Source organism: Rhodobacteraceae bacterium M385, assembly GCA_025141835.1.
Lineage (GTDB): Bacteria > Pseudomonadota > Alphaproteobacteria > Rhodobacterales > Rhodobacteraceae > Gymnodinialimonas.
The window spans coordinates 2,579,460-2,601,197 of record CP081102.1 but is presented as its reverse complement, the minus strand read 5'-3'; the positions used below and the strand labels follow the sequence as shown (position 1 = coordinate 2,601,197).

At 59.6% G+C, this 21,738-nt stretch carries 18 protein-coding genes; 10 read left to right on the top strand and 8 right to left on the bottom strand.

Features of this window, described 5'->3' with window-relative positions:
* Positions 1-48 precede the first annotated feature (48 nt).
* The 5 genes from K3728_12640 to K3728_12620 all read left to right on the top strand — a co-directional run bounded on the left by K3728_12640 (position 49) and on the right by K3728_12620 (position 4,236).
* Positions 49-1,248, top strand: a complete 1,200-nt coding sequence (locus K3728_12640) for a DUF1611 domain-containing protein (GenBank protein ID UWQ94556.1) — start codon at positions 49-51, stop codon at positions 1,246-1,248.
* Positions 1,245-2,366: an alanine/ornithine racemase family PLP-dependent enzyme gene (locus K3728_12635; GenBank protein UWQ94555.1), complete on the top strand. Its 1,122-nt coding sequence runs from the start codon at positions 1,245-1,247 to the stop codon at positions 2,364-2,366. Before K3728_12640 ends, K3728_12635 begins: the two co-directional genes overlap by 4 nt.
* Positions 2,367-2,415: 49 nt before the next feature.
* Complete coding sequence (locus K3728_12630) at positions 2,416-2,607, top strand: hypothetical protein (GenBank protein UWQ94554.1); 192 nt, start codon at positions 2,416-2,418, stop codon at positions 2,605-2,607.
* Between the two features lie 104 nt (positions 2,608-2,711).
* On the top strand, positions 2,712-2,993 hold the full coding sequence (locus tag K3728_12625; protein UWQ94553.1) for a hypothetical protein: 282 nt from the start codon (positions 2,712-2,714) through the stop codon (positions 2,991-2,993).
* A gap of 559 nt (positions 2,994-3,552) precedes the next feature.
* Positions 3,553-4,236, top strand: a complete 684-nt coding sequence (locus K3728_12620; protein UWQ94552.1) for a hypothetical protein — start codon at positions 3,553-3,555, stop codon at positions 4,234-4,236.
* Between the two features lie 369 nt (positions 4,237-4,605).
* Here the strand turns inward: K3728_12620 and K3728_12615 are convergent, their stop codons facing one another.
* A complete protein-coding gene (locus tag K3728_12615; protein ID UWQ94551.1) occupies positions 4,606-5,328 on the bottom strand; it encodes a DeoR/GlpR family DNA-binding transcription regulator in 723 nt (240 codons plus the stop codon).
* Between the two features lie 234 nt (positions 5,329-5,562).
* On the opposite strand from K3728_12615, the gene K3728_12610 reads away from it, so the two are divergent.
* Positions 5,563-6,111 carry an SDR family oxidoreductase gene (locus K3728_12610; GenBank protein ID UWQ97547.1) on the top strand — a complete coding sequence of 183 codons (549 nt, stop codon included), beginning with the start codon at positions 5,563-5,565 and terminating at the stop codon, positions 6,109-6,111.
* Between the two features lie 1,334 nt (positions 6,112-7,445).
* On the opposite strand, the gene K3728_12605 is transcribed toward K3728_12610, so the two are convergent.
* The 3 genes from K3728_12605 to phnF form a co-directional block, all read right to left on the bottom strand.
* Positions 7,446-10,553, bottom strand: coding sequence for an efflux RND transporter permease subunit (locus K3728_12605; protein ID UWQ94550.1), 3,108 nt, complete (start codon positions 10,551-10,553; stop codon positions 7,446-7,448).
* Positions 10,550-11,851 carry an efflux RND transporter periplasmic adaptor subunit gene (locus K3728_12600; protein UWQ94549.1) on the bottom strand — a complete coding sequence of 434 codons (1,302 nt, stop codon included), beginning with the start codon at positions 11,849-11,851 and terminating at the stop codon, positions 10,550-10,552. Before K3728_12600 ends, K3728_12605 begins: the two co-directional genes overlap by 4 nt.
* 136 nt (positions 11,852-11,987) lie before the next feature.
* Positions 11,988-12,710, bottom strand: coding sequence for a phosphonate metabolism transcriptional regulator PhnF (gene phnF, locus K3728_12595; protein ID UWQ94548.1), 723 nt, complete (start codon positions 12,708-12,710; stop codon positions 11,988-11,990).
* 92 nt (positions 12,711-12,802) lie between these two features.
* Here phnF and phnN point away from each other — a divergent pair, with 92 nt between their 5' ends.
* Positions 12,803-13,381 (top strand): phosphonate metabolism protein/1,5-bisphosphokinase (PRPP-forming) PhnN, encoded by a 579-nt coding sequence (phnN, locus tag K3728_12590; protein ID UWQ94547.1) that lies wholly within the window; start codon positions 12,803-12,805, stop codon positions 13,379-13,381.
* On the opposite strand, the gene K3728_12585 is transcribed toward phnN, so the two are convergent.
* On the bottom strand, positions 13,357-14,037 hold the full coding sequence (locus tag K3728_12585) for a DUF1045 domain-containing protein (protein UWQ94546.1): 681 nt from the start codon (positions 14,035-14,037) through the stop codon (positions 13,357-13,359). The two genes, phnN and K3728_12585, sit on opposite strands and share 25 nt — an antisense overlap.
* Before the next feature lie 40 nt (positions 14,038-14,077).
* On the opposite strand from K3728_12585, the gene K3728_12580 reads away from it, so the two are divergent.
* Entirely contained in the window at positions 14,078-15,223 is a 1,146-nt protein-coding gene (locus tag K3728_12580) for an alpha-D-ribose 1-methylphosphonate 5-triphosphate diphosphatase (protein ID UWQ97546.1), read from the top strand.
* Here the strand turns inward: K3728_12580 and K3728_12575 are convergent.
* The gene (locus tag K3728_12575; protein UWQ94545.1) at positions 15,220-16,146 is read right to left on the bottom strand and encodes an aminotransferase class IV; all 927 of its coding nucleotides are present in this window, start codon (positions 16,144-16,146) and stop codon (positions 15,220-15,222) included. The genes K3728_12580 and K3728_12575 overlap by 4 nt on opposite strands.
* Before the next feature lie 125 nt (positions 16,147-16,271).
* Here K3728_12575 and K3728_12570 point away from each other — a divergent pair, with 125 nt between their 5' ends.
* Entirely contained in the window at positions 16,272-16,520 is a 249-nt protein-coding gene (locus K3728_12570) for a hypothetical protein (GenBank protein ID UWQ94544.1), read from the top strand.
* Here the strand turns inward: K3728_12570 and ltaE are convergent.
* Positions 16,517-17,548, bottom strand: coding sequence for a low-specificity L-threonine aldolase (gene ltaE, locus K3728_12565; GenBank protein ID UWQ94543.1), 1,032 nt, complete (start codon positions 17,546-17,548; stop codon positions 16,517-16,519). The genes K3728_12570 and ltaE overlap by 4 nt on opposite strands.
* 130 nt (positions 17,549-17,678) lie before the next feature.
* Between ltaE and K3728_12560 the strand changes: the two genes are divergently transcribed.
* The gene (locus tag K3728_12560) at positions 17,679-19,154 is read left to right on the top strand and encodes a PLP-dependent aminotransferase family protein (protein ID UWQ94542.1); all 1,476 of its coding nucleotides are present in this window, start codon (positions 17,679-17,681) and stop codon (positions 19,152-19,154) included.
* 135 nt (positions 19,155-19,289) lie between these two features.
* On the opposite strand, the gene K3728_12555 is transcribed toward K3728_12560, so the two are convergent.
* The gene (locus K3728_12555; GenBank protein UWQ94541.1) at positions 19,290-21,728 is read right to left on the bottom strand and encodes an FAD-dependent oxidoreductase; all 2,439 of its coding nucleotides are present in this window, start codon (positions 21,726-21,728) and stop codon (positions 19,290-19,292) included.
* Positions 21,729-21,738 lie beyond the last annotated feature (10 nt).

The following is a 21,738-nucleotide window of genomic DNA, read 5'->3' as shown; positions in this document are numbered from 1 at the left end:
GTCTCAACAACCAGTTGGAAGGCGGTCCCGCAATCAAAGGAAAATTAGATGAAGACCGATATCCAAGCGGCAGATTCCGTGCGCCGCCCGATTAATGGCGCTCAAGCGCCCTCCGTGATCCAGGGCACAGCGGCACGATTATCTTCGCCCTTTGCATCCACCGCGTTGCCGACAGCAGTTGTATATTGCGAGGGCAATTTTGCCAAAGTTGATGGTAAGACAGCCAACGGCCTTGTGCGGCATTCAGAGGCTTACCGAATTGTTTCAGTCATCGACAGCTCGTGTAGCGGCACAAACAGCGGACAGGTGCTGGACGGCGTGAACAACACGATACCTATTCTCAAAGATCTAGATTCCGCTGTCCTCTACGAACACGTCAAGCCTAATACCTTCATCTTTGGAATGGCCCCCTCTACGGGGCGGCTATCAATCTTGGACCGTGCCGTCGTGCTGGAAGCGATCGCGCACGGTATGAACATCGTCAGTGGCCTGCATGAGTATCTGAGCGATGACATCGAAATCGCGCAAGCCGCATTGAACAGACAGGTCACAATCCGCGACATCCGCAAGCCGAAGCTTAGCAAAGACATGCGCTTGTTCGATGGCAGCATCGCAAATGTCGACGCGTTGCGTATCGCCGTTCTTGGGACAGATTGCGCGATCGGCAAGCGGACAACGGCAACGGTCCTTGCCCGTGCACTGAACGCACAGGGCATCAAGACTGTGTTGGTGGGAACAGGCCAGACAGGACTGATGCAGGGCGCTAAATATGGCGTTGCCATGGATGCCGTTCCTCCCCAATTCTGCTGCGGCGAACTTGAGGGTGCCATTGTTGCAGCCTCGCAGGCAGAGCAACCCGATGTTATTCTGATTGAGGGCCAAGGTGCGTTAAGCCATCCGGCGTTCTGTACATCGGCCTTTATCCTACGAGGCAGTCAACCCGACGCAGTTATCCTTCAGCACGCTCCAAAACGCACACATCGTTGTGATTTTCCCAATATGCCCATGCCCACTCCGGCGAGTGAAATTGCGTTGATCGAGGCGTTTTCAGACACCAAAGTCATCGGTCTCACGCTCAACCACGAGGGCATGTCGGATAGCGAGATCACAAGCACCATTGCGGAGCAGAGTGGGATACTCGGTCTGCCCGTCACCGATGCGCTTAACAGGCCAATTGCAAATATCTTGGCGATGGTGACCGCGGCCTATCCCGGTCTTCGGAATGGACCACCCATGGCCGCGACATGAGTTGCCCTCGCGTTGAAGTTGACCTGAGCAAGATACGTGGCAACACGCGAACCCTTGTTGAGCGCCTGAAGGGACGCGGCATTGGCGTGACCGCGGTGACCAAAGCGGTCTGTGGACATCCAGCTATTGCCCAGGCCATGCTTGACGGAGGCGCCGTGTCTCTGGCCGAGGCGCGGTTAAGTAATGTGAGACGGTTACGTCAGGCTGGACTGACCTGTCCGATCACCTTGATCCGAACACCGCTACTGAGCCAGGTCTATGGCGTCGTGCAACTCTGCGATGCGAGCTACAACACAGAGCCATCCGTCATAACAGCCTTGGCCGCTGCTGCTCTCCGGCAAGGTAAAGTGCATGACATTTTTCTGATGGTCGAAATGGGTGATCAGCGTGAGGGGATCAAACCCAGCGACGTTGGGGACATGGCACGGCATGTGGTCGGTATGCCGGGAGTTGCCCTAAAAGGTATCGGGGCCAACTTTGCATGTCTTAGCGGCATTTCCCCAACCGATGCCAAAATGCGGGCCTTGTCGTCGCTTGCGAATGCGGTCGAAAGACAATGCGGCGCGGTCTTGCGGACAGTATCGGGGGGCAATTCTGCTAACTTGCCTTGGGCACTCGAGGTGCACGCTACCGGCCGGGTCAATGATTTGCGTATTGGGGAGGCAGTACTTCTTGGCGTCGATCCGCTCACAGGGAGGCAAATCGAAGGTATGCATCGAGACGCCTTTACGCTTGTCGCCGAAGTGATCGAGGCGGGCGCCGGATCTGCCCGCCAATTCTTTCAAAATACCATTGGCACCCCTGCAATCAATCAGCTTATCCGTAATGCGCTGATAAATAATAAAATAATTCTCGGCCTTGGGCAGCAGGATATCGACGCGGCGGGCCTTTTGATGCCGCCTGGAGTTACTTTCATCGGAGCAACGAGCGATCATCTTGTGATTGGCACGAGAGGGACCCCGCTTCGCGTGGGAACGGAAATTCGGTTTCAGATAAACTATGCAGCTTTGATGCGAGCCATGGCCGCGCCGGATATTCAAACAAAACTACGCGATGACCAGCCAGAGCCGCCAATCCACAAACCTCAAGGCTCTAACAGACACTTGGCACTGACATGAAAGGCTTTGATCAAAGCCACCAGCGCGAAACCAACAAGGAGAATACCACTTGGCAAAGCTGACAAAATCAAGCGTATTCAAGACGCAATATCACAAGGTGGAAACACCGATTGATAAGACAACCCGGATCGCCCGAAAGATGGTCGAAGAAGCGACCGCGGAGCGTCAGGAAAAAAGCGACCGCCTTCGCATTGCGCGCCTGGAGCGTGAAGCCAATACGCCGAAGAAGCCTTCACGGTAGTGCCTTCAAGAAGGCTCGCGCTATGCCGAATATAGCGAGAACGCACGTTTCGCCCGCGCCTTCGAAGCTTCCACGGCGCACCACCACGCAAGAAGGATCTACCTATGACGACCGCTGATGAGAGCACAACGAAAGAGCATTATATCTGTCAGACATATGTGGAACAGAAGCCCGGACGCAATGGGCAGACACGCCTGAAAATTGGCAAGCAATTTCAATATTCGACGGCAGCAGAAGCCCAAAACAGAGCGGAACGAGAAGCTCAATCCGACGATTGCGCCGGCGCCGATGCCTATACGATTAGTGAAGACCCACACAGTGGCGAAGTAGGAACCCCCAGCTTTCTTGTCAGGCTCGGGAACGTCCCAGAATTTGATGATTACTAGAGCTTTGCAATGGATTAGGCGGCCGCCAAACTGTTCCATTGTTATAAGCCGACTCCAAAGAGCAGCCGTCGGAGCAGCCGCAGCGAGGGTCCGCTTTGTCCCGCTTAGCTGCCTTCCGGCGCTCTCAGACGCTGCATCCGTGATCAACGTCCGCTTCGGGGAAGCTGCGTTGCGGCGCCGACACGGGCGGCGATGGTCCGGAATGGGCCGTTCGCGTCGAACGACACCTGCGTCGCGAAACCGACCCAAAGTGAACGTTGTGTGCAGGCTCGCGTAGCGAACTATGGCAAATTATAAATCGATCGTTAGGCGGGATTTGACTTAATGCCTGCAAAACGAGCAGCCGGTACCGTCGAAAAATGTTGTAAATTCAATCGGCTCTTATACCGTATCCTCGTACTTAGAGGATTATTTTTTGTTCCATTCCATACTTCTTGCCGCTCTCGCGGCCATTGCACTGACCAGCCCCTCTTTTGCATTCGATCCGGCAAATTGTACCGAGACTAGTGTTGGCGAGGACCTGCCCGCTGATGCCACGCCTGCCGCTACCCCTGATCTCATGGCAACTCCTGGTATAGTCTCCACCCGCATCGTGTGCGTTTTGGTGCCTAATGACACCTTTGGCCCAATTTACCGGGTGTACGAGCAGGTCCACGGCCATCCCGATACCGGCTACCTTCAGTTTCAGCCAAACCTAGTCGGCGTGCTGCGCACCGAAGGGGAAACAGCGGGCCAGCTTATGACTGGCTGCGGGCGGATTGCAGAAGACGATCCCTCAGATGAGAATTCAGGCGGGTTCTGGTGCAATGTCGACATCGCCTCGGGCTTGGGCGTGGCGTTCAATTTGGACTACAACGCTGCGGGCGAACTGACAGAGGTCGATTTTTCGATCGACATTGCGCCCGACAATACGATGTTGGATGGTTCCACCATTGGACCAATTTTCCACGACGTTCCTCGCACGGAACTGCGCGCAGGCCTTTTTCTGGAAGGCACCGAAGCGGTCTTGGGTTTAAGGCTTACAGAGGATGAAGATCACATGGTCCTAATGGAGCCGTCTGAGGTCTTAGGTTTTTTCAATGGGTTACGTGACGATCCCGAAGAAATCTTGATCCTTATCGAAACAGGTGATCCTGAAACTGGCCCCTACGCGCAGGCTGAGATTTCCGCTGATAGCATCGCGGTAATCATGACGGAGCTTGATCTATTAGAAAACTTAATCAGGCGCCACAGAGGGCTGTAGCGCTCAGAGACGCTTAGTTCGTTGCTTTTGATGATCGGCGCGTGACGGGGATTGGATCGGACAACTAGCACAGTTTGCGATCGTTGGTCTGTGGCCTACACGAGATAGCCTCGTTCTGCACCAGTGGTGTAATATCTAAAGGCCTGCTGAAATCTAAATACGCGAAACTGTCCCTCAGATCGTTAGAATGCTGTGTGCCACCGGCAAGGTTCGTTTTCAGGGAGTTGCGGCGCGGCGACCCGATCTCCGCTCAATGTCTGGATTGGGCCGTTCGCGTGATGCTGATCCGCCAGTCTTATTCATTATTTACCACCGCAAGTAATGACCTATTCGAGCACCTTTCGACCGATGCCGTAGTGCGCTCGGATGTCAGCCTTCGGAGATGACTTGATCAAAGTCCTCGACTGAGGCGACGACCGCGAGAGCTGTTCTGTTGAATTTACTCCTGGTCGCAAGCAAAAAGGGATGACGGGCTGACTGCAGCGCTGCTTGTTTGATTGCGATCTTATCTACATCGAAATCCATCACTCGATCGTCTTGGTCGATGGCTGAGCAAGCAATCAACGCGTAGTCCAAAAGCACATTCCGGAGGCGATCAACGATTTCTGCGCCAACAAGGGACCCATCTCGACCCGCCATGCGGCCCCCGAGCAGGTGGACTTGATGGTGGGCCGGATCGAACTTCATTGCTGCGGGCATGGAGTTGGTGAAAACAGTGAAGCTAGGGCGCTTCGCCAATTCAACTGCGCAGGCCTCTATCGTTGTTCCAACATCGAGGTAGAGCGTTGCACCATCAGGAATGAGTTTTGCAGCTCGCCGCCCAACAATCTGCTTCTCGGGTCGGGCGATGTTTCGCTTTGCACTGTAATCAAGTCTAGCGGCTTCCGCCTGATCTACCGGCCCTGCACCACCGTGAAATCGCTGTAAACGGCCAGCATTGGCTAGCGCAATGATGTCGCGACGAACCGTTTGCGCGGAAACCCTGAAACGTTCGGCTAAGGTTTCAATCGTTGCGAAACCGCTCTGTTCAACAGTTTCCAAGATATTCGTGCGTCGCTCGGAAAGTGTAAGGTTTGAATCGTGGTTTGTCATAAATCTGTGTCAATTATCTACCATTTGTAAGCTATCTTACAAAGCAGACGGTAACGATGACAACACAAATATCTCTGGCAAAACGCAACGATGGCCGGATTGAGATTAACGGATTCGAGTTAGACGCCTCGCGGTGGTGCCTTGGGTCAGCAAGTAACTCTGGGTCGCCCATCTCACTTGAGGAAGCCTTCGAGCATCACTGTCGAAGGAAACGTCGCCGAAGTTGGGGAGCGTATGGCAGAGGCAGGCATCGACATCCTCGTAAATAACTGCGGCGGCCCGTCTGCAGGTCCAGCCCATGGCCTATCTCAAGCCGCGTGGGCAAACGCATTCGAAGCGATGGCCCTTCCCATCTTTGGTCTCACAGACGCATTGCTTCCCGGTATGAAGGCGCGCGGGTTCGGGCGCATTGTTACCATTGGCTCTTCTGGTTTGATCGCCCCGATCCCCAATCTAGCGCTTTCCAACGGAGTGCGCGGCGCAATCCTTGGCTGGTCGAAGACCCTAGCTGCAGAAGTTGCCGGCGCAGGGATCACAGTTAACGTGGTTCTACCGGGGCGTATCGCTACTGACAGGGTCCGAGAACTTGATGAGGGCAAGGCCGCAAAGACCGGAATTACGGTTGAAGAAGTGAGTGCGGCGTCACGGGCAACAATTCCCGCAGGTCGATACGGTGATCCGTCAGAATTCGCCGCAGTGGTGGCCTTTCTCACATCTACCCGAGCTTCGTACGTGACCGGTTCGATGATGCGTGTCGACGGTGGCATGATCCGGAGCGTGTAAAATCCGCTGAAATATTAGATATCTGTTTAGGCTTAAGGACCCATCAATCGGCTAGTTGTCCCCACGGCCGCATGATGCAAACCCCATCGCTTTGTGGGATATAGTGAGCAACTTTGACTGGCCGTACTAGGCGCAAATTGATCGCCGTCTCCCAAATTTCCGGAAAGAGCCGAGGTCAATCTTGTGTGGATGATCTGCACGTTTTGAGTGTGATCATCTGCATTAATCAAAATCGGTTTCGGTGATGCGACCCACCTGCCGAGCACCGTCCGTCAAAGACATTTTCCAACCGATGAAAAAAGGGTGGTGTGACGTGGGCGTTTTTGCTTGGATCAAGATGCGTTCGGCCAGATAAGCGCTTTGCAATAATACCATCTTTATCGACGGGCCGTACTTCAAGGCCTGCCGTACGGCCTCCAGACTGGAGGTGAAAAAAGGGGGAACGAACGGCTAATTGGCCAGACCAAGGGCGGCACGAATATCAAGCTGCACGCGGTCAGACTTTAGTGAGAGAACACAGACTCCGAGCGAAGCAAGGCCGATGAACTCTCCAAACCCAGTGCGCAGGACTTCCACGTGCGATGCAAGAGATGCAGAATCTTCTTAACTGCTGGACATCGGTCAAAATCCAAAGGATCGGTGGAAGTTCTGGCTTTGATAAGAGGAATTAGTGACCCATCTTGTTGTTGGACCGAAGCTGTTCACCGACTTTCAAGCCGCGAGCCACACCATCGCCAATAATTTTATCGGTTTCCCGCGCTTTCCAGATAGCTTTTAGTTCATCGTATCCGTCGGGGAATTCCGCAATAACTGCGTTCGCTACGGGATCCGTAGAGGAAGGTTTGCCTTTAGTTCATTCGCTGCATCACATGCTGAAGTCTTTTGTGTGTTGTGGTCACCCCTTGTGGCATTAAGGCCTAAACCGACCGTTATGCCGGGAAGGAATGCAGCGACTTCGCGTCCCCTTCTCCGTTCGTGTGGACCTGGTAGACCCTTGGGCCCTCCGAACGCGCCAGCCAATAATTCCTGTGTTTCGGAACAGGCATTGCGCAACCGATCCCCCAGTCGCAGAAGGGCGACAAGTCGCATGACTTGCAGTGTAGTCCCATAGATCCCTTCGACCTCCTCGGCAGTAAGCAATTCGAGCCGTTTGCCCGAGTCCACTTTCTCGGCTACGTCTGATGTCGCGTGGTCGACTAAATCAACCGCATTGCTTAGCGCTTCGAATATAACCAGCAATCTTCGCTGAATGGTGGTCGGGCGCATGCGCTCTACGGACGGACTTTTCAGAGCCAAGTGGTCACTCAAATCCGCGCGGTCGCCGTCATGCGGCGCTATTGTGCCGGAACGGTTTCGTCTGCGTTACTCTCACGCGAAAGGCGTTTTGCGGCCATGCCGGGTTCTGCGCCCCAGACGGTGATCCAGCGATAGAACACGGGCGTCAGGAAGAGGGTGAAGACGGTGGCGAAGCCTAGGCCGCCGACGATCACCCAGCCCACGGCGATCCGGGCCTCTGCGCCGGCGCCCGAGGTCAGGATCAGGGGCAAACCGCCGAAGACGGTGGAGACCATCGTCATCATCACAGGCCGGATGCGCAGGCGCAGGGCATCGCGGATGGCGCTGTCGATATCCTGGCCCGCTTCGCGCAATTGGTTGGCGAACTCGACGATCAAGATGCCGTTCTTTGCCATGACGCCGATCAGCATCACCAAGCCGATTTGGCTGTAGTAATTCAACGACCCGCCGGTCACGGAGATCGCCAGGAGCGCCGCGGCCAGTCCGAAAGGCACCGTCAACATGATGACCAAGGCGCTGGCAACGCTTTCAAATTGGGCGGCAAGCACGAGGAATACGATCAGGAACGCGACGCCGAACACCGTGTACATCGCCGTCTGGCTGTCGCTCAGCGATGCGGCCTCTCCGGTGAAGATCAGGCCCATGCCGTCGGGCAGGCTGGTCTCTGCGATCTCGGACAGGCGGGCCATGGCAGTGCCCAGATCGACGCCTTCGGCAAGGTTGGCTTGGGCGGAAACGGCCAGCGCGCCGCCTTGGCGTTGCAGCGATGATTGGGTCACGACAGGCTCTAGCGTCGCGGCCGAGGACAGGGGCACATAGCCGCCGCCGGGCAGACGCAACTGGATCGAGTCGAGGTCCGATGGGTCATTGATCGGCGGCCCGCCAGGGACCACGGACACATCGGTTTCCTGATCGTCGGCAAACACGGTCACGGCGGTGGTGCCTTGGATCATCGCGCTGACGGTTTGGGTGATTTCCGCCTCCGTCAGACCAAAGAGCCGGGCCATTTCGGGATCAACGCGCACCTCGTACTGGGCCTGCACGGAATCGTTGGACAGCTGTGCGTTAAAGAAGCTGTCGTCCTGGCCCATGGCGGCCACAAGCTCGGCTGCGGCCTCGGTCATATCATCAACGTTCGTGCCGGTGACCGCGAACTGCAAACCTTGCCCGCCACCCCGAATGTTGAGGCTGTTGGTGGACCGGGCGCTGGCCTGTACGCCGGGAACCTCGGCCAGAAGGGTACTGATCTCGGACACGATCTGTTCTTGCGAGAAGTCGCGTTCATTCCAATCAGGCAGGCGCACGATAATGAAGGCGCTGGTGCCGCCGCCAATTCCGATGATGCTTTGCACCGCAGCGATCTGGCCGCTTTCTTGGTAGGGGGTCAGGATTTCTTCGATCATCTCGACTTGGGTGTCGAGGTAATCGATCGTGGTGTCCGACGCGCCCCGCGCCATCACAAGGAAGAAGCCGCGATCCTCGGTCGGGGTGATGCTGGAGGACAAGGACCCCGCCGCGCCCGCTGCAATAATGGCAAAGCCACCCGCGACGGCCACGACAATAAGGGGCATTCGAATGGCGTGGTCCATGACGGTGTCAAACGCCCGTGACAGCCAACCGGGTTTGGATGGGACGGCGGCCGTGTCTGCGATTTTGCCGGGGTCAAGGAAGGCCGCAAGCACTGGGGCGAGCGTCAAGGCGGTGATCGACGAAAGGGTCACCGCAAAGGCCAGCACGAAGCCGAATTCGCTGAACACGCCGCCCGCTTGGCCGGGCAGGAACGAGATCGGGATAAACACCGCCGCAAGGGTCGCAGTGGTGGAGATAACGGCAAAGAACACCTCATTCGTGCCGGACGCCGCAGCGGCGAACGCCCCCATGCCCTGTTTTCGTTTTCTCACAATGTTTTCAATCACAACGATGGAATCGTCCACAACCATGCCGGTTGCCAAGACCAGTGCCAAAAGGCTGATGGTGTTGACGGAAAAGCCGGTGATCCAGATCGCCGCAACTGTACCCACCAAGGCTACGGGAATGGTGATTGCGGGGATGATCGTCGCCCGGGGAGAGCGCAAGAAGGCGAAGATCACCGCAATCACGATAAGGGTCGCAAGGCCGATGGATTTAATCACTTCGCTGATGGAGCCTTCGATGAAAATGCCATCGTCCGACGTCACCACCAGCTCCACCCCTTCGGGAAGTGAGGCGCGGAGTTCTTCCACCGCGACGCCCACATCGCGCGAAATCGCAAGAGTGTTGCCGACCGATTGCCGCGTAATGTCGAGGCCGACAGCCGTCTGCCCGTTCACCCGCGTGACCACTGCACCGTCTTCCGGCAACAGGCGCACGAACGCCACATCGGCGACGCGGGTATTGGCGTCGATCGGCACTTGGCCGACCATATCCACTGTCACATTCGCATTGCCGACCCGTAGGGCCAGGGTTTGGGTATCGGTCTCCAAGGTGCCCAAGGGGGTGTCATCACGCAGCGCCTCCAAAGCGGTTGAGACGTCAAAAATCGTCAGGCCACGGCTTAGCAGGGCAGGGCGGTCCAAGGTGACCCGGAACTCGTTTGCGCGGTCCCCACGCACGGTGACTTCGGCAATGCCGTCGATGGTGGACAACCGGTCATAGACCGCGCCCTCGGCAAGGGCGGTCAGCGTATTCAGGTCCGCGTCCCCCAGAAGCGCCAAGCGGATGATGGCGTCTGCGGCGGCATCGCTTTTGGTGACGGTGGGGTCGTCATCAAGCCCGTCGGGCAACTGGCGCAGGGTGCTCGATACGATCTCTCGGGCCTCATTGGCGGCGACATCCACATCGGTGCTGCCGGAAAGCTCGATGGTAATGCGGCTGGATTCAGCGCTGGAGGTGGACTCCATGTAAGCGAGGCCTTCCAACGCGCTCAGAGCATCTTCCAGCACCTGCGTGACATCGCGGTCCACGGTTCCGGCGACGGCCCCAGAGTAAGAGCTTCGAACCGACAGAACCGGGGAATCCACATCGGGCATTTCGCGCACGTCGACGGCCACCAATGCGGCTAAGCCAGCGATTAGGATCAACAGGTTAAGGACGATGCCAAGGATTGGGCGGGCGATGAACAGGTCGGTGAAGCCAGATTTCCGGCTTGGGGCTTGGGGCGTGCTCATGTCGCGTCTTCCGGGTTGGTGGCGTCGGCGCTTGGGGCGGCGCGTTCGGCCTCTGGCGCGCCTTCGGCCCCTGCGGTCTGCCCCCTTTGTCCGTTTTCGCGGTCACGGGGGCGACCTCCCGCATCGGCCCCAGCATTGGCCCCCTCGCCAGCCCCGGTCGATAGCGCCGCGCCGTCGCGCAGTTTGTGGGCACCCTCCGTCACCACCATGGCCCCCTCGGCAATGTCCGAGCTGATCCAGGCAGAGTCGTTTTGGCGATACAGGATCGTCACCGGCACTTGTTCGGCCACGCCCCCCGCATCAATCCAAACGCTCGACCCCTCCCGTGACCATGTGATGGCAGTCGAAGGAACAACAGGCAAAGGCTCACTTTCCTGCGTCAGGCGCACGGCAAAGGTCATGCCGGGCCATAGCAGGCCTTCGGTGTTGTCGATCAATGCCTCGACCGTGACGCTGCGGGTCACGTCATCAATGCGGCTGTCGAAGGATATGATGGAGGCTGTGAACACCCGCCCGGTGAACGAAGAGGTGGAGGCGAGCACTTCCTCGGCTTCGGCCAAGAGCCCCACGGCACGTTCTGGAAGCTCAAACTCAATTACCAACGAGCTCGACTGGTCGATGCTGACCAGCACACTGTTGGCGCTGATTGTGTCGCCAACCTCTACATCGCTTAGTGCCAGGCGCCCGCTGATTGGCGCGCGAATAATCCGGTCTTCAACGGCCAGTTCGGCCAGACCCACGTCGGCCTCGGCCAACCGTTGTGCCAACTGAGCCTCGGACAGGGTCACATCGGTGACGGTGGAATTGCCAGTGGCTTGCAAACGCTCGTACCGTGCGACGGTGGCGTTGGCTTGTTCCAATTGCGCCGTTGCAACTTCAAGGTTCAAGACCTCGGCTCGGGCGTCCAGGCGCAGAAGAACATCGCCCGCGGTGACCTCCCGGTTGGCGATCAGATTGGTCTCAACCACGGTGCCCGCAACGTCTGATACAACATCCGCGCTGCGCAAAGCCGAGGCGGTGCCCACGGCGCTGATAACGCTTTCATAGGGGCGCACCTCCAGCGCTTGGGTCACAACGGTAGTGGTGTTTGACCCGCCTCTACGGCCCCCACGTCCGCCCGCGCCGCCGGGACCGCGCCCACCGCCGGGGCGCGCGGCTGCGGCAGTATCATCAGCCTCTGCCGGGCTATCCGTTGTTCCAGAAACCATTGCAAGAAGCGGCGCAGGCACGCCGAATGTAAAGGAATATGCGCCCGCCAAAATGGCCAGCGCGACAACAACAGTGAGTAGTTTTCGCATCGTTTCAATGGTCCCCGAAAATGCATGCTCTTTATTGAACGGGCGAGCGCTCGGTTTCCGTCGTGGAAAAACGAAGTTTTTCAAATTGCGCAGGAGCATCGCCGTTTCAGGGCAAAGGCAGGTAGGTGTCCCTTGTTTAGCCCGTCGGATCGGTGTCCGTCACCGTCAGCGTGACCTTGTCTGCGGCAAACCAGGACCGTCCGAATTCGATTGGCACGCCCTCTTGGTCCACGTTGATGCTGACCGTGCGCAGAACCGGATCGCTGGCGCGTACCTCCAGCAAATCGGCGCGGGCCTTTGTGGCGACTTGGGCTGTCACCTCGGTTCGGGCGCGGGTGTAATCGGTCACGCCATGGGCCGCGAAAGTTTTCGTGACCGAGCTTGTTTCTCGCATCACCTTCAGAAAATCCGGGAACCGCTTCGCAGGAAAAACCGACCGGAACGCGCCGACGGGGATGTCATCAGACCGGATGACGCCTTCATAGACATGGATCAAAGGCGCCCCCGCAAGACTCAGCGCTTCGGCCTCATGCGGGGTCGCAGCGCGGGTTTCCAGATGCAGTACCTGCTTGTCGGGCACACGATTGGCATCCAACAGGTTTTGGTGGAACCGCACACGGCGTCCGATGGGGTAGGGCGTTGGCGAGTGGCGCACAAAGACCCCGGCACCGCGGCGCGAAAAAACAATGTCGCGGTCCGCAAGGGCCGCCAACGCCCGACGTACCGTGTGGCGGTTCACGCCGAACCGATCCGCCAGTTGCGCCTCTGTGGGCAGGCGGGCACCGGGCGGAAAGTGCCCGGCGGCGATCTCTTCGACCAGCGTGTCGTGGATCGCCGTCCAAATCGCGATACGTCCCATATTCATCCTCCTCAGATGAAGGGCTTGCATGTCTTTAGAGACAGGCTTTAAGTATTTGTATAGTTGTATATTTAAATGGACAACCCTTTAGTATGTCTAATGTCCTTGATCCTAATCGTGTTTTGCCGGGGCGGTTTATCGCTGTCGTGGGCCCGTCGGGGGTTGGCAAAGACAGTGTGATGGAGGGCATCTGCGCCCACGTTCCGGCGCTGCACCGGGCGCGTCGGGTCATCACGCGTGCCCCGGAGGCGGGGGGAGAGGACTTTGATGCCGTGTCAGAGGCTGAGTTCACCACCCGCTCTGCCCAAGGCGCGTTTGTGCTGCAATGGCAGGCCCACGGCCTGTCCTATGGCATCCCGGCGCAGGTGACGGAGGTTTTGGCTGAGGGGCAAGATGTCTTGGCGAACCTGTCGCGCAGCGTCTTGGCGCAGGCCGATCAGATATTTGCGCGACTTGTTGTGCTGCACATCACCGCCGCGCCCGAGGTGCTTGCGGAACGCCTCGCCTCTCGGGGGCGGGAAGATAGCGCCGGGCGCGACCGCCGTCTGTCCCGCATCGCAGAGCCAATGCCACCGGGTTTGCAAGTGGTGGAGGTCGATAATTCCCCTGCGCTTGAAGAGAGTGTTTCCGGCGCAATATCAGCGCTTTACCCGGAAAGGGTGTGGCGATGAAGAAGGTGGAAAACCCCCGCGTCGTCCTCGGCCATCAGGGCAAGAGAGTTAATGGCGAAAGGCGCGGACAGTTCCGGGGCGAAATGTTGCGCCAGCGCGTGCTGGACGGCGTCGGCGTGGGGCGTACGCCCGGTCAGGGTCATGTGAAAACGGAACGCCTCCATCACGTAAGGATAGCCCCACCGTTGCAACAGCGCCTCTTGCGCGTCGGTCAGGCCCGCCTTTCGGCGTCGTGCCAGTTCCGCGTCAGACGGTGGCGCACGGAAGCTGTCCAAGGCTGCCACCGTCGCGCTGGCCAAATCGGCCAAGGCATCAGAGGGTTGCGACGGCACCAGCGCCACGAAGCCCCCCAAACGCCGTACCTCCAACTTGGGGATCACCACCGCAGGGCGGGTCGCACAAAGCGCGTGGGCGGCATCATTCAGCCCATCGGCATCCGTTCCCTTTGCCAAAACGAAGGGTGGCTTTATTGTGCCATGGAACCCGTATTTGCGGGGCGTGGCGGTGAGGGCGTCAATATCGACGGGCAAGTCGTTAACAGGGGAATGCGCCAGCGATTTTCCCGCGACACTGTCCCACCCCAACCAAGTAGAGCCTTTTGAGAACAATTCGCCTTCGGGCACCACATACAAACCGTACCTTTTGAACTGATCCATTTGTCCCCCAGAGGTTGCTATGCCTGATCCGTCCTCTCTGATGCCCCAGCCGGTGACCCTTGCCAATGCCCGGCTGATCCTGCCCGAAGGCGAAATGCGTGGCCAGATCACCTTTGACGGCGAGAACATCGTGGATGTGACCGAGGGCGATACCGTGCCTGCGGCGGCCGTGGATTGCGCGGGCGATATCGTGTCGCCGGGGCTGGTAGAGCTGCACACCGACAATCTGGAACGCCACATTCGCCCCCGTCCGGGCGTCCATTGGCCCCATGCCGCCGCCCTTGTTGCCCATGATGCAGAGCTTGCATCCTGCGGGATAACAACGGTGTTTGACGCCATCCGCGCCGGGTCGCTAAAGGCACAAGGCGATGCCAGTTGGATACGCTATGCCCGTGAATTGGCGACAGAATTGCTGGCGGCCCGTGCACGTGGCGCGTTGAAGATCAGCCACCATCTGCACCTGCGGGCCGAGATTTGTTCCCATACGTTGATCGAGGAATTGGAAGAATTCGGCCCCGAGGATCGCGTCGGCATCGTGTCGTTGATGGACCACACGCCGGGACAAAGGCAGTTCGCGGACCTTAAACAATACGAGATCTATATGCGCGGCAAACATGGGCTGTCCCAGGGGACCTTTGACGAACACGTCCGCACCCGCATCGCATTGGGAGAAGAGGTCCGCGAGGTTCATGAAGCCGCCGCCGTCGCCGCTGCCGCTCGGTTTGGGGCCACCTTGGCGAGCCACGATGACACGACCCCGGATCACGTGGCGCGGTCCGGCAGCCACGGCGTGGCCTTGGCCGAATTTCCCACCACCCGCGTCGCGGCAGAGGCTTGCCGCGACGCGGGGATTGCGGTGATGATGGGCGCCCCCAACTTGATCCGGGGCGCGTCCCATTCGGGCAATGTCTCGGCGTTAGAACTGGCCGAGGCGGGCTTGCTCGATATTCTGTCGTCCGACTACGTGCCGTCAGCCTTGCTATTTGCTGCCGTGCGTTTGGGCGAGGTTTGGGGCGATCTGGCGCGCGCCATGGCCACGGTCACAACCGCGCCAGCGCGGGCTTCGGGCCTGATGGATCGGGGCGCGCTGGCCGTGGGGCAACGCGCCGATGTGATCCGTTTCCGCACCCATGAAGGCGTGCCATCAATCCAAAGCGTCTGGTCGGCAGGGGCGCGGGTGGCCTAGGCTTTCTGCTCGGCAATATGCCTTGCGATCAGTGCTTTATAAGCGGCTTGGATGCGGGCGGTCACCGGGCGATCCATTGTGCCGATGGGCTTGCCATCAATCTCGGCCACGGGGGTTTGCGCCCCGAAGGTGCCGGTCAGGAACGCCTCGTCTGCTGACACGGCCTCATACAGTGAATAGTTCTTCTCTCGTACCGTGATGCCCTCGGCGTGGCAGAGGTCAATCACCTTCTGACGCGTCACCCCGTTCATGCAGTAATCCCCGGTTGAGGTCCAAACCTCGCCCTTGCGCACGATGAAGAAGTTGCAGGCGTTCGTGGTATTCACAAAGCCATGGGGGTCCAGCATTAAGCCTTCATCCGCGCCCGCCTGTTCGGCCTGAAGGCAGGCAATCACGCAGTTTAGCTTTGAGTGGCTGTTGTATTTGGCGTCTTGGCTCATCGGCAGGCCGCGCACCTGTGGCACGGTGGCCAGACGAATGCCCGCGTCATGCAAGCGGTCCACGGGTTTGGAGTGTTCGCAGATAATCACCAAGGTCGGACCAGAGCGTGAAAGCGACGGGTGCTGAAACGGTTTCACCTTCACCCCGCGCGTCAGCATCAGGCGGCAATGCACGTCCGTGTGCATATCGTTGGCCTTCCGCGTTGCCTCTAGCGCCGCAAAGATGCCCGCGCGGTCCATGCCCACATCCAGCGATACCGCTTTGCAGCTATCGAAAAAGCGGTCCATGTGATCGTCGAAGAAGCTCCAGACACCATCATAAAGGCGCAGACCTTCCCACATGCCATCGCCCAACAAGAACCCACTGTCATAGACCGAGACCTTGGCGTCGTCGCGGTGGACGATGTCGCCGTTTACATAGATCTTGATGTCGGCATTGCGCGGGTCTTCCAGCGCATCGTGGGTGGTGAGTGTATCGTTCATGGGAAGCCTCATTTTTGTTGCGCCTTTGTGGCGAATGCCACAGCGCTTGTCACCTTTGCCAAACACGTCTGGCACTTCGGGGCCGTCTCAGGCACATCTTTGCGCGCAGAAGAAACGGAGCACCCATGGATTTCGCATCTCTCGTTCAAGGTCTGACCGATTGGATCGTACAAATCGGCTCGTCGGTTAACGCCCTTCCGGGGACGGTCGCCTTCGGCTTGGGGCTGTTCACGTGGTTCGCGGTCGAGCAGGTCTTGCGCCGGGTCATGTCCGGCTTGCGGTGGGTTATCATCGTGGGCGCGATCGTGGCCCTTGGTCTTTCGGTGCCCTACCTTGCCAGCCTGATGATGGGCAGCGGCGGGCCGACACCCTAGGCAACGGCGGTAAACGCCGCCTTCGTGGCCGCGAGGCCCGCGTCGGTCACATCGCGGTGCAACACAAGGCGCAGAGCAGGTTCCGGCGCAGAGGTGCGAATGCCGTGGCTGGCCAGTTGGCGCAGGTCCAGCCCCGGGCGCGGTGTCAGGAAAACCATGTTGGTGTTTTGCGAGACGTCGCCTAATTCCAAGGCGGTCAGATGCGCAGCAAGATCTTCTGCGCGGGCATGATCCTCGGCCAATCTGGTGACGTTGTTCTCCAGCGCGTAGAGCCCGGCAGCGGCCAGAACGCCCGCTTGGCGCATCCCTCCGCCCAACATTTTGCGCATCCGCCGCGCCCGCGCGATCAGGTCTTTCGGCCCCACAAGCACCGAGCCCACAGGCGCGCCGAGGCCCTTGGATAGGCAGATCGACACGGTATCAAACGGCCCCGCAAGCGCCGAGTCTGCGCATTCAAGCGCGGTGATTGCGTTGAAAAACCGGGCGCCGTCCAGATGCAGGCTCAACCCCGCCGCGCGGCCTGCGTCCACGGCGGCCTGCATCCGGGGCAGGGACACGGCTTGGCCGTTGTGGGTGTTTTCCAGCGATAGCAGGCGGCTGACGGGGTGGTGGCTGTCGTCTTCCTTGATCGCAGCGGTGATATCGGCGGCTTCCAACGCGCCGTCGGGGGCGGCATCCAGGGCGTGCAAGGCCACACCACCCAAGACCGAGGCACCCGCCGCCTCATAGCGGATCACGTGGTACGCGCCGCCCGCGATAACCTCTTCCCCGCGGCCGCAATGGGCAAGCATAGCCAGCAGGTTGGATTGCGTGCCCGAGGGGGCGAAAAGGGCAGCGTCCTTGCCCAAACGCTCGGCCAAGGTGGCTTCCAGGCGGTTCACGTTGGGATCGTCGCCATACACATCGTCGCCCACCACAGCGGCGGCCATGGCCTTGCGCATCTGCTCGCACGGCTGCGTGACGGTGTCTGAACGCAGGTCTGCAAGGACGGGACCATTGGGCGAGGTATTGGCGGTATATTGGGACATCAGGTGCGGCTCCTTTACGGTCACGGGAAAGCACCATGGGCGGGGGATATTGGCAACCCCAAGACGACGCTTGGCCTTGTTGTTTCATGCAGAATTTCCCATTCTGGCCTTATCATTTTTGCGAGTCTCTATGGCCATCATTTCCGAGCACCATATCTTCCTGCCGGAAGATGCAAACGTGGGTCTTCAGACACGTCTGAAGGACGCGATTACCCGCGCCATTTGGGACCGGCGCTTTGCGCCCGGCGACCGGTTGCCCGCCACACGCGCCTTGGCGCAACACCTTGGAATCAGTCGCATAACCGTCAGCCTTGCCTATGAAAGCCTGCTGTCCACGGGCTATATCGTGTCGCTGCCCCGGTCCGGTTTTTTTGTGGCCAGCGATGCGCCGACGCAGATGGAGGTCAGCCCGATGGGGCAGGCCAATGACGCGGCTCGGTTGGATTGGGGCGCCCGCCTTGGCCCGGTGCCGCCAGCATTGGGGGCGCAGGCCTCTCCGGCTGATTGGCGTAGCTTTCGCTATCCATTTATTTTCGGGGAGCCCGACGTGGCGCGGTTTCCGGTGGATGACTGGCGTGATTGCGTCCGGCGCGGGTTGGGGAAGCGGCATTTCGAGCAGGTGGCCGATGACGCCAGCGACCGCGACGATCCGTTTCTTGTAGAACAAATCGTACGACGCTCGGTGTCCGGGCGCGGCGTTGCCGCGACGGTGGATGAAGTGCTGGTAACGGCGGGGGCGCAGAATGCGCTGTGGCTGACGGTGCAGGTGCTCTTTGGCGGGAATGGCGGCGATGTCGCGATGGAGGAGCCGGGCTATCCAGAGTTACGCAACCTGCTGCGCCAACAGGGGCTGACCATCCATCCGGTGCCGGTGGATCGCGACGGGATGCAGGTGGATCGGATCCCCGATGGGGTCAGAGCAGTGTTTGTGACGCCGTCTCACCAAGCCCCCACCGGCGCGACCATGTCCATGGCCCGCCGCCGCGCCTTGTTGGAGCGGGCCGAGGCGGGCGATTTCATCGTGATTGAGGACGATTACGATTACGAGATGAGCTACGCTTCGCCGTCGCTTCCGGCGTTACGCTCGTTGGATCAGCAGGGGCGGGTTGTCTATGTGGGGAGTTTTTCCAAATCGATCTTTCCGGGCCTGCGGTTGGGGTATTTGACGGCGGACGCGCGGTTTGTGGAACATGCGCGGGCGGTGCGGACCTTGTCAGAGCGCCATCCCCCGGGGCTGACCCAGCGCACGGTGGCCTACTTCCTGTCAGAGGGGCATTACAACAGCCATTCGCGCCGGATGCGCACGCGAATGGCGCGGCGCAATGAGGTGCTGCGGGCGGCACTGGCGGAGAACGAGTTAACGCCTGCTTTGAGTCGGGCCACAGGGGGAACAACGCTGTGGATGTTGGGGCCAGAGGGGATGGATGCGGACGCCCTCGCCGTGGCGCTTCGCAAAAAGAGCGTGTTGATCGAGGCAGGATCGGCGTTTTACGCCTGTGAGGGCGCACCGCGCAACAGGCTGCGGTTGGGGTTTGCGACCATAGAGACGGCACGGATCGCCGATGGGGTGGCATTGCTTGCCGAGACCATCGCCGAGATGGGGTGACTTGCTGGTGTTGGGGACGAGGTTGGCGGTGCAGGGGGGCTAGCCCCCCACGCCTTTTTCCGGGGAAAAAGACGTTCCCCCCAGAGGTGTATTTGCCAAGATGAAGGAGCGGCCTCGCGCGTTCGGGTGCGGATCTCAGGCGCGGGCCCGTTCGGATTTTGGGTCGTACATGGGGCGTGTGGAGGCCTGGGCCTTAATGCGGGTGCCGGCGACTTCGATCTCAAAGGTGGAGGCCAGCATTTCTGCTGGGGTCTCACCGGGGCAGGGGACATAGCCCAAGCCGATGGCACCGCCGAGGGTGTGGCCGTAGTTGCCGGAGGTGATGTAGCTGACGACTTCGCCGTTGCGGATAATCGGCTCGGCGTGGAAGAGCATGGGCTCGGGATCGGTCAGTTTGAATTGGACCAAGCGCATTTGCAGGCCCTCTTCACGTTTTTTGGCTACGGCATCGGCACCGATGAAGTTGGTTTTGTTCTTGGCGACGGCGAAGCCCAGGCCCGCTTCGACGACGTGATCTTCGCCAGTAATGTCATGGCCGAAGTGACGGAAGGCTTTTTCGATCCGGGCGCTGTCCATCATGTGCATGCCACACAGGCGCAATCCGTGGTCGGCGCCGGCGGCGTGGAGGGTTTCGAAGACATGGGCGGCTTGATCGGCAGAGACGTAGATCTCCCACCCCAACTCGCCCACATAGGTGACCCGGTGGGCGCGCGCGATGCCGAGGCCGATTTCGATCTCTTGCGCGGTGCCGAAGGGGAAGGCCTCATTTGACCAGTCGTTGGGGCTGACGGATCGCATCAGGTCGCGCGCGTGCGGGCCCATGACGGCGATAACGGCCTCGGAGGCGGTCATATCGGTGAGGACCACGATTTCGTCGCGGCGGTTCATCTTGAGCCATGCCATGTCGCGGATCAGTGTCGCGGCGGGGGTGACGATGAAATAGCTGTCGCGGCCGAGGCGGGTGATGGTCACGTCGGCCTCGATCCCGCCGCGGGGGTTGAGGAATTGAGTGTAGACGATCTTGCCCACGGGAACGGACATGTCGCCGCCCGCGATGCGGTTGAGGAAGGCCTCGGCGTCGGGGCCGTCGACGCGGATCTTGCCGAAGGAGGACATGTCGTACATGCCCACAGCCTCGCGCACGGCGCTGTGTTCCTGGGCCTGGTTGGCGAACCAGTTCTGGCCTTTCCAGTCGTATTTGTATTCCCGTTCTTGGTCTTCATTGGCGAACCAGTTGGCGCGTTCCCATCCGGCAAGTTCCCCGAACACAGCGCCCTGGGCCTTGAGGTGTTCGTGCAGAGGTGTGCGCCGGACGCCCCGGGCGGTGGCTTTCTGGCGGTTGGGGTAATGGTCGGCGTAAAGCAGGCCGAGCGTTTCAGAGGCCCGTTCCTTCAGGTAGCGCTTGTTGCGTTGGAACGGCTGCATCCGGCGGATGTCCACGTCGCCCACATCGAAGGGGGGAATGCCGTTTTCCATCCATTCCGCCAGCGCCCAACCGGCGCCGCCCGCCGATTGGATACCGATGGAGTTGAAGCCCGCGCAGACCCAATAGCCGTCAACCTCGGGCGCGGGGCCCATGTGGTAGGCATCATCGGGGGTAAAGCTTTCGGGACCGTTAAAGAAGGTATGAATGCCCGCTTCGGCCAACATGGGCATCCGTTCAATGGCGTTTTCCAAGATCGGCTCGAAGTGGTCAAAATCCTCGGGCAATTGATCGAACTCGAAGTCTTCGGGGATCGGGCCCCAGGGCTTGGAGACAGGCTCGAACGCGCCCAAAAGCATCTTGCCCGCGTCTTCCTTGTAGTAGGCGCATTCGTCGGGGACGCGCAGCACGGGGAGCTGTTCGAGCGAAGGGATACTCTCGGTCACGATGTAGAAATGTTCGCAGGCTTGCAGCGGCACGTTTACACCCGCCATTTGGCCAAAGTCGCGCGCCCACATGCCGGCGCAGTTCACCACCATGTCGGCTTTGATCGTGCCGCTGTCGCCGTCTGCCTCCCAGTTAACGCCGTTAACCTTTCCACCTTCGGTATCAACGCCGGTGACTTTCACGTTCTCTAACACCGTCGCGCCGCCCATGCGGGCGCCCTTGGCCATGGATAGCGCGATGTTGGCCGGGTCGCCTTGGCCATCCAGCGGTAGCCAAACGGCGGCGGTCATGCCTTCGGTGTTCACATGAGGGTAGTGACGCAGCACTTCGGCGGCGTCGATTTCTTCCACCTCGACCCCGAAACTACGCGCCATCGAGGCTTGGCGGCGGATTTCTTCGGCGCGGTGTTCTGTCAGCGCCATGGTGATAGAGCCGCAGCGGCGAAAGCCCGTGGCGACGCCTGTTTCAGCTTCCAAGTTGCCGTAGAGTTCTTGGCTATACTTCGCCAGCCGGGTCATGTTCTTGGTCGCGCGCAACTGCGCGATCAGACCTGCCGCGTGCCATGTCGTCCCGCTTGTCAGGCGCTTGCGTTCCAGCAAAACCACATCTTTCCAACCCAGTTTCGTCAGGTGATAGGCCACGGAACAGCCAGCGACGCCGCCGCCGACGATAACGACGCGGGCGTGAGAGGGGACTTTGGTCATGTGATGGAAA

What these genes read in the sequence shown, in the direction of transcription:
- K3728_12640 (UWQ94556.1), top strand. Translation starts at nt 49, where the DNA reads ATGAAGACCGATATCCAAGCGGCAGATTCCGTGCGCCGCCCGATTAAT.
- K3728_12635 (UWQ94555.1), top strand. Translation starts at nt 1,245, where the DNA reads ATGAGTTGCCCTCGCGTTGAAGTTGACCTGAGCAAGATACGTGGCAAC.
- K3728_12625 (UWQ94553.1), top strand. Translation starts at nt 2,712, where the DNA reads ATGACGACCGCTGATGAGAGCACAACGAAAGAGCATTATATCTGTCAG.
- K3728_12620 (UWQ94552.1), top strand. Translation starts at nt 3,553, where the DNA reads ATGGCAACTCCTGGTATAGTCTCCACCCGCATCGTGTGCGTTTTGGTG.
- K3728_12615 (UWQ94551.1), bottom strand. Translation starts at nt 5,328, where the DNA reads ATGACAAACCACGATTCAAACCTTACACTTTCCGAGCGACGCACGAAT.
- K3728_12610 (UWQ97547.1), top strand. Translation starts at nt 5,563, where the DNA reads ATGGCAGAGGCAGGCATCGACATCCTCGTAAATAACTGCGGCGGCCCG.
- K3728_12605 (UWQ94550.1), bottom strand. Translation starts at nt 10,553, where the DNA reads ATGAGCACGCCCCAAGCCCCAAGCCGGAAATCTGGCTTCACCGACCTG.
- K3728_12600 (UWQ94549.1), bottom strand. Translation starts at nt 11,851, where the DNA reads ATGCGAAAACTACTCACTGTTGTTGTCGCGCTGGCCATTTTGGCGGGC.
- phnF (UWQ94548.1), bottom strand. Translation starts at nt 12,710, where the DNA reads ATGGGACGTATCGCGATTTGGACGGCGATCCACGACACGCTGGTCGAA.
- phnN (UWQ94547.1), top strand. Translation starts at nt 12,803, where the DNA reads ATGTCTAATGTCCTTGATCCTAATCGTGTTTTGCCGGGGCGGTTTATC.
- K3728_12585 (UWQ94546.1), bottom strand. Translation starts at nt 14,037, where the DNA reads ATGGATCAGTTCAAAAGGTACGGTTTGTATGTGGTGCCCGAAGGCGAA.
- K3728_12580 (UWQ97546.1), top strand. Translation starts at nt 14,078, where the DNA reads ATGCCCCAGCCGGTGACCCTTGCCAATGCCCGGCTGATCCTGCCCGAA.
- K3728_12575 (UWQ94545.1), bottom strand. Translation starts at nt 16,146, where the DNA reads ATGAACGATACACTCACCACCCACGATGCGCTGGAAGACCCGCGCAAT.
- K3728_12570 (UWQ94544.1), top strand. Translation starts at nt 16,272, where the DNA reads ATGGATTTCGCATCTCTCGTTCAAGGTCTGACCGATTGGATCGTACAA.
- ltaE (UWQ94543.1), bottom strand. Translation starts at nt 17,548, where the DNA reads ATGTCCCAATATACCGCCAATACCTCGCCCAATGGTCCCGTCCTTGCA.
- K3728_12560 (UWQ94542.1), top strand. Translation starts at nt 17,679, where the DNA reads ATGGCCATCATTTCCGAGCACCATATCTTCCTGCCGGAAGATGCAAAC.
- K3728_12555 (UWQ94541.1), bottom strand. Translation starts at nt 21,728, where the DNA reads ATGACCAAAGTCCCCTCTCACGCCCGCGTCGTTATCGTCGGCGGCGGC.